Here is a 15,764-nt window from a genome sequence, read left to right as displayed (position 1 = left end):
GGCAAGGAGATGACGAGATGAAATACCAGACGCAAAAAGTCGCCATGCTGTATTTTTACGGCGCAATCGGGCTGTTCGTGGCGCAGATCCTGTTCGGCGTCGTCGCCGCGACGATCTACGTGCTGCCCAATACGCTTTCCGAGCTTCTGCCCTTTAACATCGTGCGCATGATCCACACCAATGCCCTTGTGGTTTGGCTGCTGATGGGTTTCATGGGTTCGACCTTCTATCTTCTGCCGGAAGAAACGGAAACGGAGCTTTACAGCCCCAAGCTCGCCATCGCGCAGTTCTGGATCTTCCTGGTGGCCGCCGCCGTCGCCGTGGTCGGTTATATCTTCCGCATCCATGAGGGCCGCGAATTCCTCGAACAGCCTTTCGCCATCAAGGTCGGTATCGTCCTTGTCGTCCTGATGTTCCTGTTCAACATCACCATGACAGCGCTGAAGGGCCGCAAGACCACCGTCATCAACATCCTGCTCTTCGGCCTCTGGGGTCTGGCGATCTTCTTCCTCTTCGCCTTCTACAACCCCATGAACCTCGCGCTCGACAAGATGTACTGGTGGTACGTCATCCATCTGTGGGTGGAAGGCGTGTGGGAACTGATCATGGCCTCGATCCTCGCCTTCCTGATGATCAAGCTCAACGGCATCGACCGCGAAGTGGTGGAAAAATGGCTCTATGTCATCGTCGGCCTTGCCCTCTTTTCGGGCATTCTCGGCACCGGCCACCATTATTACTGGATCGGCGCGCCCGGTTATTGGCAATGGATCGGCTCGCTCTTCTCGACGCTGGAAGTGGCCCCCTTCTTCACCATGGTCATCTTCACCTTCGTTATGACCTGGAAGGCCGGCCGCAAGCATGAGAACCGCGCAGCGCTTCTGTGGTCGATCGGCTGCTCGGTCATGGCCTTCTTCGGCGCCGGCGTCTGGGGTTTCCTGCACACGTTGTCTTCAGTGAACTATTATAGCCACGGCACGCAGCTTACCGCCGCGCACGGCCACCTCGCCTTCTTCGGCGCCTATGTGATGCTGAACCTTGCGATGATGGCCTACGCCATCCCCGAAATGAAGAAACGCGCGCCCTACAACCAGTGGCTTTCGATGACCAGCTTCTGGGTGATGTGCACGGCCATGTCGATCATGACCTTCGCGCTGACCTTTGCCGGCGTTGTGCAGATCCAGCTTCAGCGCGTCATGGGCGAAAGCTTCATGGATGTGCAGGACCAGCTGGCGATCTTCTACTGGATCCGCCTCGGCTCCGGTTTCGCAGTTCTCATTTCGGCGGTCATGTTCATCTGGGCAGTCCTGGTGCCGGGCAAGCAGAAACAGGGCGACGTCGCCCGCCTCGTGCAGCCCGCCGAATGAGAAACGGACCGGCTCTCCTTTTCCCCCGAGAGCCGGTCCTTACCACCAACCATGGAGATGACCATGAATACGATTTTCCGCCCCCCGCCGCAGCCTTTGCCGGACACGCCGTTCTATACCCCGCTTGGCAATGAATGCACGCTGTTCGAAAGCGCCTGGGTGCGGCAATTGCCGCTGCTGCTGAAAGGCCCGACAGGTTGCGGCAAGACCCGTTTCGTCAGCCATATGGCGGCGAAACTCGGCCTGCCGCTTTCGACCGTTTCATGTCACGACGATCTTGCCGCCGCCGATCTGACCGGTCGTTACCTGCTGAAAGGCGGTGAAACCGTGTGGATGGACGGCCCGCTGACACGATCCGTGCGTCAGGGCGGCATATGTTACCTCGACGAGATTGTGGAAGCGCGCAAGGATGTGGCCGTTGTGCTGCATCCGCTCACCGACGACCGTCGTATCCTGCCGCTGGACCGCACCGGCGAGGTGCTGGAAGCGCCCTCGGGTTTCATGCTCGTCGTATCCTACAATCCCGGCTACCAGAACCTGCTGAAAAGCCTGAAACCCAGCACCCGCCAGCGCTTCGTCGCCATTGAATTCGATTTTTTGCCGAAGGAGCAGGAGATTGCCGTCGTTTCGCATGAAAGCGGGCTCGATGCGCGCGACGTCGAGCCGCTCGTCGATCTCGCCCACCGGTTGCGCGGCCTGAAAGGTCACGATCTGGAAGAAGGCGTCTCCACCCGCCTGCTCGTTTATTGCGCCAGCCTCATCGACACCGGCCTTCCCGCCCGTCAGGCCGTGCGCGCGGCGATGATTGAGCCGCTGACCGACGAGCCTGACGTGAAGGCCGCGCTGCATGAAGTTGCGGATGCGATCATTCGATAGGGCGCATTTTTATCCGTATCGGAATGCGCGGCGAGGCCCTCGCATTCCGGCCTGATGCCATGAGGATAAACCATGCTGGACTTTCTGGAACTGGAAGAAACCGTCGGCCGCGCCTGGCACAGGCTGATCGGCGATACCGGCACATGGTTGCGCTTTCCGGATCAAGCCGTGAAGCTGGAAGATATGCAGGCCGTGCTGGCCATTTGTTTCCGCGGTTTTGGCGGCGAACACGCGGTGCAGATCGCTCCGGCCCGCGCGCGCACTTCCAGCCACCGGCTGAGGCTGCGCCAGCGCATGGGCCTTGGCGAAGAGAAGCTCGCCCAACCCGGACGCGATCATGCCACGCTGATGCTGCCGCCGATGCTCGATCTGTTTCCCGACCGGTGCCTCAACCGCGATCTCTATCTCTGGCTCGCCGCCGCCATGGCGATGATGTCGCTTGAACCGGTCGTGGCTGCCGATCCGCTGCGCGCCGATCTTGCCCGGCTCGACCGCGCTGCGGAACTGGCCGAGACCGTAACCCGTACCTTTCCCGGCATGAAGACCCGCTATCGCCGGCTATGCGCCGCCATGCTCGCGGTGCGGCAAAAGCGGCCACTGCCGCAGGCCGAACAGCAGGTGGAACAACGGGTGCTTTCCATGCTGGCCGATGCGGCAGGGATCGAGGGACATGAGCCACCCGTTGGCTTTCTGGCCAAAGCGCCGCCACGATACCTGCCGATGCTGCCGGTGCCGCTGTGGCCGGATACGCTGCTGCGCGAGACATCCGAGGCCCGGCACGGCGAGGACCAGCCGGCCTCCAATGCAGCGCCGCAGAGTGCGGAGGCCGCCCGTCATATCGCCGTGCGCGAAAAAACTGAGAACCGCCAGACCGAACGCAGCCCCTTCATCCTCAACCGTTTCGAAAAAATCCTCGCCATGGCGGAGATGGTCAATGTCGATCGTCCCGGTGACGATAGCGACGATGCCGACGGCAGCGCAGCCGACGAACTGGATGACATGACGCTGGGCGAGAGAAAGGGACGGCCTTCCGCCCGCTTCCGCTTCGATCTGGACCTGCCGCCCGAAGCATTGAACCATACCCCGCTTACAGCGGAGCTGACCTATCCCGAATGGGATTATCGCAGCGGTACCTATCTCGCCGATCATTGCCGGGTCATCGCCGGTCCGGCGAAAGACGCCGAAACGGCATCGGAACCCGACCCGGACACCAAGAGCCTCATCCGTCGGATCAGGCGGCAATTCGAGGTGCTGCGGCCACGCCACGAGATGCTGCGCGCCCAGCTTGACGGCAATGATCTCGATCTTGACGCCGTGGTGCGCGCGAGAAGCGACATCGCCGCCGGAGGACAGGGCAGCGACCGCATTCATATGGCAAGCCGCCCACACGCGCATGATCTTGCCGTAATGATCCTCGTCGATGTGTCCCTGTCCACCGATGCCTGGTTCGACAATCGCCGGGTTCTCGATGTGGAAAAGGAAGCCCTGCTGGTGCTGGCGCACGGGCTTTCCGCCTGTGGTGACAGTCACTCCATCCTGACCTTCACCTCCCGCCGCCGTTCGTGGGTGCGGGTGGAAACGGTGAAAGATTTCGATGAGCCGATGGGCCACACCGTCGAGCGTCGCATCGCGGCGCTGAGGCCCGGCTTTTACACCCGTATCGGCCCCGCCATCCGCCACGCCAGCGCCAAGCTGCATGAAAGGCCGGAGCGCCGCAAGCTGCTTCTGCTGCTAACGGACGGGAAGCCGAACGATGTCGACCACTATGAGGGCCGCTTCGCCATCGAGGACAGCCGCCGTGCGGTCTCCGAGGCCAGACGTTCGGGCGTAAGCGTCTTCGGCGTGACCGTCGACAGCAAGGCGCAATCCTATATTCCGGCCATGTTCGGCCAGAACGGTTATGCCATCGTCAGCAGGATAGCCAAGCTTCCATCGGCGCTGCCGGCAATCTATCGCAGCCTTGCCGGCTGATTGTCGCGCAGACGGACCTGACGAATCCCAGGTTTGTTTGCGCGGCGACAATGTCTCCCAACGCCAAGGCGGATAGGTTTTTCCAGTCCGCCGGCCAGCCGCACCGCCGGGCATCATTCCATCCGCGGCCACGGAGCCAGCCTATGTCCGAAGCCCAAAGTGCGACCAATATCGATGTGCGCATCATTCCGCATCGCGAACGCCATCCGCGCATTTTCGGTGCACTTGGCGCGTTGACCGAGGGTCAATCGCTACAGATCACCAGCGATCACGATCCCCGTCCACTGCTTTACCAGCTCGCCACCAATTTCCCCGGCCAGTTCGGCTGGGAATATCTCGAACAGGGTCCGGACGTCTGGCGTCTCGATATCGGCCGGCTGGAAGAACAGGCCGAAGGTTCGGAAGACGATATCTCCGGCTGCGAATGCTGCTGCGGATCCGAACATTGACCCCGGCGCCTGCGGCATGGTGAAAATTCCTCTGGCGGACGGCCCCTGCCGCCGCCAGCCGACAGATGAGGTGATTCAATGACGGAAATGATCAGGGAACTCGATGTCCGGCCGCTTTTGCTGAGCGGCGGCGAGCCTTTTCCGGCCATCATGGAAGCCGTGGCAGGGCTTGCGCCCGGTGAGGCGCTACGATTATACGCCACCTTCCGGCCCAGTCCACTGTTCAAGGTGATGGCCGAACGCGGTTTCAACCATCAGGTCCGGGAAATCGGCGGCGGCGACTGGGAGGTGCTGTTCACGCCGCGATCCAGTGAAGCCGAGCAGATTTCCGTGTCGCCCGCGCTTGCGGGCAACGCGGAGGAGCCGCAGATATGGCCCGACCCGGTCGTCTATCTCGATCTGCGCGATGAGGCGACCGGGGGTCAAACGACCCGTACGCTTGCCACACTTGACCGTCTTCCCCTAGGTTCCGTGATCTTCTTGCTGATGCCGCAGGAACCGACCTTCCTCTACCCGGAGCTTCTGGCCCGGGGTCATCAATGGGCCGGAAATTTCGACGAGGCGCGCACGGCGTTTCGCATTTTCATCCGCGCCGGTGCCGGCGCGCATTAAACCATAAGTCAAACTCCCGGAAAACGAAACGCCCCTGAAATTGCTTCCGGGGCGTTTTGTTGGCGGTATGGCAAGGAGGCCTTCTAGGCTTTGAGCGGTTTGCGCTCGCGCATCAGGATTGGCCCGTACTCGAAGCAGAACAGACCGAAACCCACGATCCAGAGAAGCGCCGAGCAGGCGTAGAGACGCATCATCGCGCCGGGGAAGAACTCGGCTGCCGGCCTCAGCAGTGCGCAGGCGATCAGCGCCACATAAGCGGCAATAGTGACTTTGCTAGCCGCGAGCTTTCGTCCGGTATGGCCGAGGCTCGCTCTGGTCATCACCGCAAGCATCATGCAGCCGATGACGCCGACGGTGAAGACATGCAGGACCGAGCGTGTATCCATGACATCGAGAGCCGCCAGCGCGATGGCGATGAAACCGGCAGGGATGAAGGCATAGGCCGCATGCAGCACCACCAGCACCTGGTCCGGCCATGTCGTCCAGCCGCGCCAGCGGATGAGCCGCACCGCATGCATGCAAGCCGCCAGAAGCGCCGTTGTCACGGCCAGCATGCTCTCGGGTTCCATTGTCCAGGTGGCCAGCGCCGCAATGCCGGTGAGGATGGCGGCGGTGTCGAAGCCGTTATAGGGCACAGGAAAATCCGTGCGGCCGAAACGGTTCAGCCAGTTGCGAGTGAAACTCGGCACGATCCGGCCGCCGACGATAATGACGAGCGCGGTGTAGGCTGAGACGGCAAGACGGGTCGCCATCTGGCTCAGGTCGCCTTCAATCGCCGCCAAATGGAAAACGATATTGGCGACGGAAAGCGCCAATAGCCCACCCAGCACTTTGAGGTCCTTCCACTTGCGTCCTGCAATGACCTCGCGCGCGCAGATCGTGAGAAGTGCCGGCAGGAAAAGTCCGTCAACGGTTGCGGCGGTGACCACACCCACCGTGTCTGGCACGAGCAGGAAGATCCGGCCCGCGCACCAGAGCGCAAACAGCCAGACCAGCGGTTTGCCCGATACGGGCAGCCGCCCCGTCCAGTTGGGCACAGCCGTCAAAAGAAAGCCGGCCAGCACCGCTGAAGCGAAACCGAACAGCATCTCATGGGCATGCCAGTTCGGCGCGCCGTAATCTCCGCCAAGGTCAATGAAGCCGGAAAGGGCTGCTATCCACAACACCATCGCCACAATGGCCCAAAGGGCGCCACCGAGAAAAAACGGCCGGAAGCCGTAGGAGAAGATAACCGGGCCGGTGCGTGCCAGCCCCCTTGGAATGCCGCCTTTTGGCCGGCTGCGCCCCTGGGTGGGAACGGTTTGGCTGCCACTCATTGTAATGCTCCTCATTTGGTCTTGACATATGTCTAGACGCAATCCCGTCTCGCTTCTTTGCGAACAGGCAAAGAGGCGGTGCTACCCGTCCGCATGAAGCCGTAACCGCCTGCCAAAATGTCGCAGGTGGCCCGACGCGCAGTTTGCTCCATCTCAAATTGTATTTCCGTACCTCCACTACAAATGCTGTGACAGAGCAAAGCATGCTCTGCCCCAAGAGGGACAGGAGAACTATGATGACGGAAACCTTCCACATCACACGGCGTAATATTCTCGCAGGCGCGGCATTTGCAGGGGCTTTCGCTCCCGTCATCATGCCATCGACAGCGAGCGCGGCAGAGGAAAAAAAGGCTGCGGCCAAGCCATTGACGAAGGCGGAGATTGGAGTACTACCTCGCGTAAAAGTTGATCTCGTCAAGCCGCCCTTCGTGCATGCTCACACGCAGAAAGCCGAAGGCGGACCGAAGATCGTCGAGTTCACGCTCACGATCAAAGAGCAGAAGATGATCCTCGACGACAAGGGCACCGAGGTCCACGCCATGACCTTCAACGGTTCGGTTCCGGGGCCTCTGATGGTGGTGCACCAGGACGACTATGTCGAACTGACCCTCATCAACCCCGATACCAATGAGCTACAGCACAACATCGATTTCCACTCGGCCACCGGCGCGCTCGGCGGCGGCGGGCTCACCATCGTCAACCCCGGTGAAAAGGCGATCCTGCGCTTCAAGGCCACCAAGGCCGGCGTCTTCGTCTATCACTGCGCACCTCCCGGCATGGTGCCGTGGCACGTCACCTCGGGCATGAATGGCGCGATCATGGTACTGCCGCGTGAGGGCCTGACGGATGGCCACGGCAAGGAGCTTGTTTATGACAAGATCTATTATGTCGGCGAGCAGGACTTCTACATCCCGCGCGACGAGAACGGCAATTTCAAAAAATATGAAAGCGCCGGCGACGCCATGGCCGACACGCTGGAGGTGATGCGCAAGCTGACACCGAGTCACATCGTCTTCAACGGTGCGGTCGGCGCGCTAACGGGAGAACACGCCCTTCAGGCCGCCGTGGGTGAAAAGGTGCTGATCGTGCATTCGCAGGCGAACCGTGATACCCGCCCGCACCTTATCGGCGGCCATGGCGATTATGTCTGGGCAACGGGTAAATTCCGCAACCCGCCGGATCTCGACCAGGAAACCTGGTTCATCCCCGGCGGCACGGCGGGTGCGGCCTTCTATACCTTCGAGCAGCCCGGCATCTACGCCTATGTCAATCACAACCTTATAGAAGCCTTCGAACTGGGCGCGGCCGCCCATTTCAAGGTGACGGGCGAGTGGAACAACAGCTTGATGCAGGCGGTGCTCGCCCCGTCGAGCATCTGACACAAACGGTAGCGCGCCCGTCGACAGCCGCGGGCGCGCTCAAGGTTCTGCTCTCCGCGCCTGAACGCAGGCCCGAATTTGGCGTCTTCTCGACGCAGGCAGGTTCCCATGGGCATTCCCCGCAACAGCCACTTCCCAAACGCCGTCTCGCTTCTTCTCCCGCTCTCGATTGCAACGCTTTTGGCAACGGCCATCGGTTTCCAGTCCGGGATCATCCGCAGCGGCAATGGTGACCGCGCGGCCATGATGGCTCCACAGGTCGTTACGGTGCCCGCAGGACATTTCACCTACCGGGCGGAGGGCGAATATTTCCGCAATGGCTATGCCGTCGATGGCCCGGTGGTCGACGTAGCGATGCGGCAAAATCTGACGATCATGAAATATCAGGTGTCGAGCGGCGATTATGCGCGCTGCGTAGCGGAAGGCGGCTGTCAGCAGCCGGAACCCGGCTTTGCCGCTCCGGTCGGCGGCGAGATACCGGCAACCGGTATCAGTCAGGATGACGCCCGCGCTTATGCGACGTGGCTGAGTGAGCGGACAGGCGAGGTCTGGCGCCTGCCGAGCGACGCTGAACTGGCTTTCGCCGCCGGGTCGCATTTCCCGGATGAGACGCTAGGTGTCGGCGCGGACAGCGAAAACCCGGCCTTGCGTTGGCTGGCCGATTACGAGCGGCAGACCCGCCGTAAAGCCTCGGGCAACCCGGTTCCGCAATCCTATGGCAGCTTTGGCGAAAACGAATATGGCCTTGCCGATTTCGGGGGCAACGTCTGGGAATGGACATCGAGCTGCAGCCACCGCGTGACGCTCGGCAAGGATGGTGAGGCGATCGATAGCGTTGCCTCCTGCGGTATCCCGGTCGCGTCGGGAAAACACCGCGCGGCCATGAGCGCCTTCGTCAAAAACCCGAAGAGCGGAGGCTGCGCTGTCGGAGTACCGCCTGACAATCTCGGCTTCCGGCTGGTGAAGGACACGCGCTGGTATGCTCCGCTTGTCGAAAAGCTTCGGGCAGCCGGTCTGGCTACGTGATAGTCGTCGCTTAAAACATCCAGTTGATTTATATCATTTGTTCTTCTTCGCCCCATGGGTAGAGCTGTATCGTGGAGAATACAGAACGCTCGCATCATGTTTCTCCTGGCGGGGAGCGCGCGGTGCCAGTTAACCGGAGAGGGTGCAAGTGAAGATTGACCGAAGCGTCATCCGGTCGCTGGCCTTGTTTGCCAGGATGGCCGACGATGAGCTGGATGGACTGCTGACGCACGCCACATCTCGGCTGGTGCCGCCGGGCGAGGCCATCTTCGAGCAGGGCCAGCCAGCCAAGCATTTCTTCCTGCTCATCCATGGCCGCCTGAAGGTGACGCAGGTCACGCACGATGGCCAGCAGATCATCGTGCGTGTGGTGCATCCCGGTGATCTCTTCGGTTTCGCCCGGGCGCTGCAGCGGTCCGATTATCCCGGTACCGCGACCACGGCCGCCGAAAGCGTGATCCTTTCCTGGCAGACGGACCTCTGGCCGCACTTCGTCGAGCAGAACCCCCACCTTGCCGTCTCCGCCATGCAGACCATTGGCCAACGTCTTGAGGAAGCCCATACGCGCATACGCGAAATGTCGACGCAGGAGGTAGAGCGTCGGGTGGCGCACGCCGTACTGCGCCTTTCGCAACAGGCAGGGCGCAAGGAGGTGGACGGTATTCGAATCGACTTCCCGATCTCGCGGCAGGATATAGCGGAAATGACCGGCACCACGCTCCACACCGTTTCTCGCATCCTGTCCAGCTGGGAGAGCAAGGGCCTGGTACAGGGCGGCCGGCAGAAGCTTCTCGTATGCGATCTACCGGGCCTTGCTCAACTGGCGGACGGCGATATCAGTCAAGTCTAGGGCGGAGCCTTTGCCTCGCTCATTGCGGCAGCCTGCTCTTGCGCGTTTCTTACGCTCTGTCGGTTACAGGGAGGTTGCTAGTTTAAGTCGCGGGACATATGATTTTTATAAAAGCGGTCAAACTGAAGGGAGCGAACCATGCCCCATGTCACCCGCGTATTTCAGTCCGGTACCTCTCAGCCGGTTCGCCTGCCGAAAGAATTGTGTTCGACGTCCATCGTGTGGAAATAACGCAAGCGGGCGATGCACCGATCTTGCGTCCCATGTTGAGCGTGCCGAGGCCTGGAACTCTCTGAAAGCAGCGATGGCGCGCGGCGTGAGCGACGATTTTATGAAAGACGTGCGCGACCAGCCAGATCCACAGGACCGGCTGGAGAATACGATGTTTCCGTGATCTCGCATCTTCTCGACACGACTGCGTGTCATAGCATTGATGGCCGCCGATCGGACAAATTCCTAGCCTCCAAATTGACGACGGCCGCGAGCGCTTCTGCGCCGGTCGTGGGCGTGGCGCAGCTCCGGAAGCGTCGATGATTATCGACTTCTTCGATGCACCGAACCAGGCGGATGCGCGGGCACCCGCGTTGTCGCTGCAGCGCGGCGCCGTCTGCGTTTTTGCAGGATCGATCTCCGCTACGATCCATGCAGAACCAGAAACAAGCCGCATGTTGTGCATTACCAAGCGGCCATGATCGGCGCGGCCGCCTGGACGTCCGTGATCACCCTACACCAACACGAAGGCCGGCTTCGAGGTTTAACGCTCTGGGAATCGCCCTCGTTGTTGACCCGAACCTCACTCGCGCCTATCGCTTACGAATGAGACCATCGACAAGAACCAGAAGATCCGTGCCGTCTCGCCTCGAGATCTTGCGTATGAAACTACGTCGTATCGAACGCGGGCGCGATCAGTGGGCACTTGCCTGGCAGGCCGCGCTCGCGGTGATCGACGTCAGTATCATTGCATTCTTCATCTTCGGGCCGTTTTTGCGAACCGGACCGTCCTATCTGATCATTGACTACATCATCGCCGTCTGGATCTTGGCGGAGCTGTTTGCGCGTGCATTCGCTACCGGTTCCGTTACGACGTTGCTGAGGCGCCCGATGACATGGATCGATCTTGTCATCCTCGCGACGCTGCTGTTTCCTGATGCACTTTTCAATTTCGCTTTTCTGAGAGCGATGCGATTATGGGCAGTGGGAGCGAGCCCGCTTTTTGTTATTGTTCTGAAACGGCTGGGCTGTCATCACTTTAAGGACGTGGCGCGCGCATCGTTGAACTTCCTCGTCTTCCTTTTCATGGTGACGGGGTTTGTTTACACGACGTTCTTCTACCATCAGGGCGGGCTCATCGGGTTCGTCGACGCCCTTTACTTCACAGTTGCCACAATGACGACGACCGGGTTCGGTGACATCACTCTTCCGGGCCCCCTCGGAAAACTCACCTCCGTTGTCACGATGATCGTCGGAATCTCGCTTTTCGTTCGGCTCGCGCAATCTATCGTGCGTCCCTACAAGGTCCTGTATCCATGCGAGACATGTGGCCTCCAAAGGCATGAGATTGACGCGGTCCACTGCAAAGCCTGCGGGCAGTTGCTGAACATTCCGAACGATAACGATTGATTGCGCTAGTTGCGCCAGAAAAGCGGCGAGAGAATAATAAGGACGGTGACGATCTCCAGACGACCCATCAGCATCAGGATAGAGAGGAGAAGCAGAGCGGGGTTCGACATTTCCGCGAAGTTGCCGGCGGGGCCGACCATTGAACCGATCCCGGGTCCGACGTTCGACAACGCGGTTAAAACGGATGAAGCTGCTGTCTGGAAGTCATATCCGAGCGCGCTCAGGACGACCGTTCCCATCGCCCAGAACGAAACGAAGACAGAAAAGAAAGATCGCCTTCTGCATGTCCGCGTCCACAACAGTTCCTCCATATCGAATGGTGGTGACGCTGTCTGGATAGATAACCTTCATAATTGCTGGTCGCAGCGACCTGTACATGATGACAAAACGATATGCCTTGATGCCGCCCGCTGTCGACCCTGAACAACCGCCAACAAATGTAGCGACAAAGGCCAGCGACACCGCGAGAGGTCCCCACGCCGTATAGTCCTGGCTGGCGAATCCGGATGTCGACAAGATCGAGGCCAAATTAAAAAACGAGTGGGCCAGCGATGTCCCTATTGCGACGTTGTTATGCAGATGGTGGTACACGCCCAGTGCCAGAGCCGAAAGGATGAGGTAACCGAGAAACGTGATGATCTGCGGGTCTCTCAATGGGGCAGAGGAGCGTTTTACAGCGAACAGAATGAGGATCGAAAAAGGCAGGCTGCACAAAGACATGAAGAACGTACCGGCCCACAGCAATGGCACGCTGTCAAAATAGGCAAAGGAAGCATCGTGGGTGGAAAAACCACCCGTAGCGACTGTGGTCATCGCATGGTTCAGCGCATCAAACTGATCCATTCCGAGCACATGATAAGCCGAAGCGCATACGAGTGTGATTGTGACATAGATCGCCACGAAAGCGCGAAGGAAACTCGCGATACGCGCGAAAACCTTGTCGCCCTTGTCCGAAGATTCCAGCCGGAAAAATGACAGATCGTGTCCCGGGGAGTGGTGTAGCTTAGACGACCACGGCTCATCCCAGAGGGGCGGATGAGTGTCAGCTTGCGGCTGGCAGGCTGATGAGCGGATCATCGCTCATTGTGGCGATGGTCTCAAGTGTCATGTAGCGGGATCGCTGAACAGCCCACTCGTCGTTTTGCTCGAGGAGCAAAGCGCCGACGAGCCTGATGATGGCGTCGTCGTTCGGAAAGATACCGACGACTTCGGTGCGCCGCTTGATCTCGCCGTTGAGACGTTCGATCGGGTTTGTTGAATGAAGCTTTGCCCAGTGCTGCTTGGGAAAGGTCATGTAGGCGAGCACATCCTGCTCGGCACTATCCATCAGGGTAGCGAGTTTCGGCACTTTCGGCCTGATCTGGTCGGCGACATTACGCCATTGGGTGCTTGCAGCCTCCGGAGTATCCTGGGCAAACGCCGTGGCGATGAAGGCAGAGACGACACGCCGTCCGCTCTTCCCGGCATGGGCAAGCGCATTGCGCATAAAGTGGACCCGGCACCTCTGCCATGTGGCGGACAGCACCTTCGACACCGCTGCCTTGATGCCCTCATGCGCATCGGAGACAGCAAGCTTCACGCCGCGCAGGCCTCGCCTGGTCAGCTTGCGCAGGAACTCAGTCCAGATCGCTTCTGCTTCTGAAGTGCCGATCTCCATGCCGAGCACCTCGCGTCGACCGTCGGTGTTGACGCCGACAGCGATGATGACAGCGACAGAGACGATGCGTCCGCCGCGACGAACCTTCAGATAGGTGGCATCGATCCAGAGGTATGGCCACTCGCCCTCGATAGGACGGTCGAGGAAGGCCTTCACCTTCTCGTCGATCTCCTCGCAGAGCCGCGATACCTGGCTCTTGGAGATGCCGCTCATGCCCATGGCCTTGACGAGATCATCTACGGATCGGGTCGAAACGCCTTGGATGTAAGCCTCCTGAATGACCGCCGTCAGAGCCTTCTCCGCCATCCGGCGCGGCTCCAGGAAACTCGGGAAGTAGCTGCCTGTGCGAAGCTTGGGAATGCGCAGCTCGACGGTCCCTGCTCGTGTCTCCCAGTCTCGATCGCGGTAGCCGTTGCGCTGGGCAAGTCGAAAGCCGTTCTTCTCGCCATATCCCGCGCCAGTCTTCGCCCCGACTTCCAGTGCCATCAACTTCTCGGCAGCAAAGCCGATCATATCCCGGAGCAAATCGGCGTCGGCACTCTTCTCAACGAGTGAGCGCAGGTTCATCATATCGTCGGTCATCGGTGGTGTCCTTCAGGTTGGATCTAAGCAACCCGACCCTACCGGAAATCACCGATGGCTATGAAATCCAGCTACACCACGCGCTGGGACACGATCAAATGACATCCCCCCAAGGCGCAAAAAAGGCATCACAAAGAGACCTAATGCGACGACCCGATTCCGCCGAACCATTGCAGCATCGAACGCCAAAGAAGAACTCCAGGCGGGGCATGATCAAGATGGGTCATCACCGTTGATCCGGTTGTCGTCACCGCGGAAACGGATTCAAAAAGTGCTTTGAAAAAGGTGAGGCCTTCTCCACTGAGCCAGAGCGGTAAGGCGCCAAGAACGCAGAAAACAATCCAGAGCAGATTGACGAGCAGCACCCCCATGCGTCGATTAAGTTGCGGTGTGCCTCCCGGGTTGCCATGGCTGTTCCGGCAAACAGGGCCGTGCATAGAACACTCACTCGGGTGAAAACAATTGCGTCCGGGTTCGAAACGTAGAAATCAGCAAGCGCAGGCACCATCATCGCGACGCTGAGGTAGATGCCGAACAAGGAGGCAATGTGGATCGCGGAACGGAGGTTGGCGGCGGTCAAGTGTGTCTCCCATAGCTTTGCTACGTCTAGAATGCGGTGTTTGGCTCAATCGTAAAGTCTTGGCGGTCCACTCAGCGAAAAATTTCCGGTTTTTGTGGAAACCGTCTACAGCTTCGGATATTTATATTCGAACAGCGCGTGCTGCGTGCGCTGCGGGTTCCCCGAAATCCACGGAGACTGAGATCAACTTCCAAGCAAGGGAGCGTGAACCTGTGTCTTCGACATCAAATCCAGGTCGCATCAATTCCACACTTCGCAAGTTTCTTGACAATGAAGCCTCGGGCGGCCTCGTCCTCATGGCCGTCGCTTTACTCGCGATCATTACAGCCAACTCACCTGTGGCGGAAAGCTACTTTCATGTCCTTCATGTCTATCTGGGACCGTTGAGCCTTCAACACTGGATCAACGACGCTCTGATGGCAGTCTTCTTCCTGATGGTCGGGCTTGAAATCAAGCGCGAAATGCTTGATGGGCAGCTCTCCACCTGGAGTCGGAGGGTTTTGCCAGGAGCTGCAGCAGCAGGCGGCATGCTGTTTCCGGCCATCTTCTACGTTCTTCTGAACCGCGGCAATCCCACAGCACTACAGGGATGGGCGATCCCCACGGCAACCGACATCGCGTTCGCGCTGGGAGTCATCTCATTGTTCGGATCACGAGTTCCGACGTCGCTCAAGATTTTTCTCGCGGCGCTTGCTATAATTGATGACCTCGGCGCTGTTATCGTCATCGCTCTGTTTTACACGGCAGACCTGAACCTCACCGCTCTTATTGGCGCTGCACTTGTTTGGGGCAACCTCTTCATCTTCAACAGGATGAAGGTAAAGGTGCTGTGGCCTTATCTCACACTCGGTGCTGTCCTTTGGGTGCTAGTCTTTGCGTCAGGTGTTCATGCCACACTTGCTGGTGTCATGCTCGCACTGACGATCCCGTTGAAGCTTACCCCCGGCACCCCGGAGGCAACGCCAGCCGAGTCCCCCCTCCATCGCCTTGAACATGCGCTTCACAAGCCGGTTGCTTTCATCATTGTGCCAATCTTCGGCTTCGCCAACGCTGGCGTGTCACTTTCCGGTCTCAGCGTCTCTGTCTTCAGCGAGCCGTTGACAATGGGCGTTGCTGGCGGCCTCGTTTTCGGCAAGCTCGCTGGCGTACTTGGCGTCGTCACCTTGCTGGTAAAGCTTCGGCTTGCACAACTTCCCGCGCAGGCAAGCTGGGGTCAGGTGACTGGCACTGCCCTCTTATGCGGGATCGGCTTTACCATGTCTCTCTTTATTGGCTTGCTCGCCTTCGACGACCCGGAAGTTCAGAATCATGTTAAGGTGGGAATTTTGATGGGATCGGTCGTTGCAGGTGTCTTGGGCGCCATTGTGCTGGGCGCATCAAGTCGCCGGACGTCGAAGGCTTCCGGCGAGACTGTCTCCACCTCGTGATGTATTCCGGACACCTCTTGGGGCCACTTCGCCGGATTGGCGGGCTGGCCTCTCA

General features: G+C 59.6%; 15 protein-coding genes and 1 pseudogene. 11 read left to right on the top strand and 5 right to left on the bottom strand.

The genetic code is table 11. The annotated features are described in order from the left end of the window. Positions 1-17: 17 nt before the first annotated feature. The 5 genes from AGR2A_RS26065 (at position 18) to AGR2A_RS26045 (ending at position 5,272) form a co-directional block, all read left to right on the top strand. Positions 18-1,364, top strand: coding sequence for a nitric-oxide reductase large subunit (locus AGR2A_RS26065; protein ID WP_072495335.1), 1,347 nt, complete (start codon positions 18-20; stop codon positions 1,362-1,364). Between the two features lie 63 nt (positions 1,365-1,427). Next, a complete protein-coding gene (locus tag AGR2A_RS26060; protein WP_072528626.1) occupies positions 1,428-2,240 on the top strand; it encodes a CbbQ/NirQ/NorQ/GpvN family protein in 813 nt (270 codons plus the stop codon). A 72-nt stretch (positions 2,241-2,312) separates the two neighbouring features. Next, on the top strand, positions 2,313-4,211 hold the full coding sequence (locus AGR2A_RS26055) for a nitric oxide reductase activation protein NorD (protein ID WP_072495337.1): 1,899 nt from the start codon (positions 2,313-2,315) through the stop codon (positions 4,209-4,211). 143 nt (positions 4,212-4,354) lie between these two features. Beyond that, entirely contained in the window at positions 4,355-4,660 is a 306-nt protein-coding gene (locus AGR2A_RS26050; RefSeq protein ID WP_022557544.1) for a DUF2249 domain-containing protein, read from the top strand. A 78-nt stretch (positions 4,661-4,738) separates the two neighbouring features. Next, on the top strand, positions 4,739-5,272 hold the full coding sequence (locus AGR2A_RS26045) for a DUF2249 domain-containing protein (RefSeq protein WP_072495338.1): 534 nt from the start codon (positions 4,739-4,741) through the stop codon (positions 5,270-5,272). Between the two features lie 83 nt (positions 5,273-5,355). Here the strand turns inward: AGR2A_RS26045 and AGR2A_RS26040 are convergent, their stop codons facing one another. Next, the gene (locus tag AGR2A_RS26040; protein WP_072495339.1) at positions 5,356-6,588 is read right to left on the bottom strand and encodes an NnrS family protein; all 1,233 of its coding nucleotides are present in this window, start codon (positions 6,586-6,588) and stop codon (positions 5,356-5,358) included. 236 nt (positions 6,589-6,824) lie between these two features. Here AGR2A_RS26040 and nirK point away from each other — a divergent pair, with 236 nt between their 5' ends. The 5 genes from nirK to AGR2A_RS26015 all read left to right on the top strand — a co-directional run bounded on the left by nirK (position 6,825) and on the right by AGR2A_RS26015 (position 11,463). Next, positions 6,825-7,967 carry a copper-containing nitrite reductase gene (gene nirK / locus AGR2A_RS26035; protein ID WP_072495340.1) on the top strand — a complete coding sequence of 381 codons (1,143 nt, stop codon included), beginning with the start codon at positions 6,825-6,827 and terminating at the stop codon, positions 7,965-7,967. Positions 7,968-8,075: 108 nt separating this feature from the next. Then, positions 8,076-8,993, top strand: a complete 918-nt coding sequence (locus tag AGR2A_RS26030; RefSeq protein WP_072495341.1) for an SUMF1/EgtB/PvdO family nonheme iron enzyme — start codon at positions 8,076-8,078, stop codon at positions 8,991-8,993. Positions 8,994-9,141: 148 nt separating this feature from the next. Then, entirely contained in the window at positions 9,142-9,843 is a 702-nt protein-coding gene (locus AGR2A_RS26025; protein ID WP_034499545.1) for a Crp/Fnr family transcriptional regulator, read from the top strand. A gap of 530 nt (positions 9,844-10,373) precedes the next feature. Continuing rightward, the gene (locus AGR2A_RS29785) at positions 10,374-10,535 is read left to right on the top strand and encodes a hypothetical protein (protein WP_157952821.1); all 162 of its coding nucleotides are present in this window, start codon (positions 10,374-10,376) and stop codon (positions 10,533-10,535) included. Positions 10,536-10,716: 181 nt separating this feature from the next. Then, positions 10,717-11,463 (top strand): potassium channel family protein, encoded by a 747-nt coding sequence (locus AGR2A_RS26015; RefSeq protein ID WP_312622377.1) that lies wholly within the window; start codon positions 10,717-10,719, stop codon positions 11,461-11,463. Between the two features lie 5 nt (positions 11,464-11,468). On the opposite strand, the pseudogene AGR2A_RS26010 reads toward AGR2A_RS26015, so the two are convergent. The 4 genes and pseudogenes from AGR2A_RS26010 to AGR2A_RS30235 form a co-directional block, all read right to left on the bottom strand. Continuing rightward, a pseudogene (locus tag AGR2A_RS26010) lies at positions 11,469-12,441 on the bottom strand (TrkH family potassium uptake protein); the annotation flags it as partial. Positions 12,442-12,505: 64 nt separating this feature from the next. Continuing rightward, positions 12,506-13,702 carry an IS256 family transposase gene (locus AGR2A_RS26005; RefSeq protein WP_080823494.1) on the bottom strand — a complete coding sequence of 399 codons (1,197 nt, stop codon included), beginning with the start codon at positions 13,700-13,702 and terminating at the stop codon, positions 12,506-12,508. A gap of 140 nt (positions 13,703-13,842) precedes the next feature. Continuing rightward, a complete protein-coding gene (locus AGR2A_RS30240) occupies positions 13,843-14,043 on the bottom strand; it encodes a potassium transporter TrkG (protein WP_234825406.1) in 201 nt (66 codons plus the stop codon). After that, the gene (locus tag AGR2A_RS30235) at positions 13,950-14,282 is read right to left on the bottom strand and encodes a hypothetical protein (protein ID WP_080823540.1); all 333 of its coding nucleotides are present in this window, start codon (positions 14,280-14,282) and stop codon (positions 13,950-13,952) included. Before AGR2A_RS30235 ends, AGR2A_RS30240 begins: the two co-directional genes overlap by 94 nt. Positions 14,283-14,494: 212 nt before the next feature. Between AGR2A_RS30235 and nhaA the strand changes: the two genes are divergently transcribed. Then, on the top strand, positions 14,495-15,709 hold the full coding sequence (gene nhaA / locus AGR2A_RS25990; RefSeq protein WP_174150517.1) for a Na+/H+ antiporter NhaA: 1,215 nt from the start codon (positions 14,495-14,497) through the stop codon (positions 15,707-15,709). The last annotated feature ends 55 nt before the right edge of the window (positions 15,710-15,764 follow it).

The sequence above is a fragment of the Agrobacterium genomosp. 2 str. CFBP 5494 genome (assembly GCF_900013495.1).
GTDB classification, from domain to species: Bacteria; Pseudomonadota; Alphaproteobacteria; order Rhizobiales; family Rhizobiaceae; genus Agrobacterium; species Agrobacterium pusense.
The sequence above is the reverse complement of the archived record's forward strand: the minus strand, read 5'-3'. Positions and strand labels throughout refer to the sequence as shown.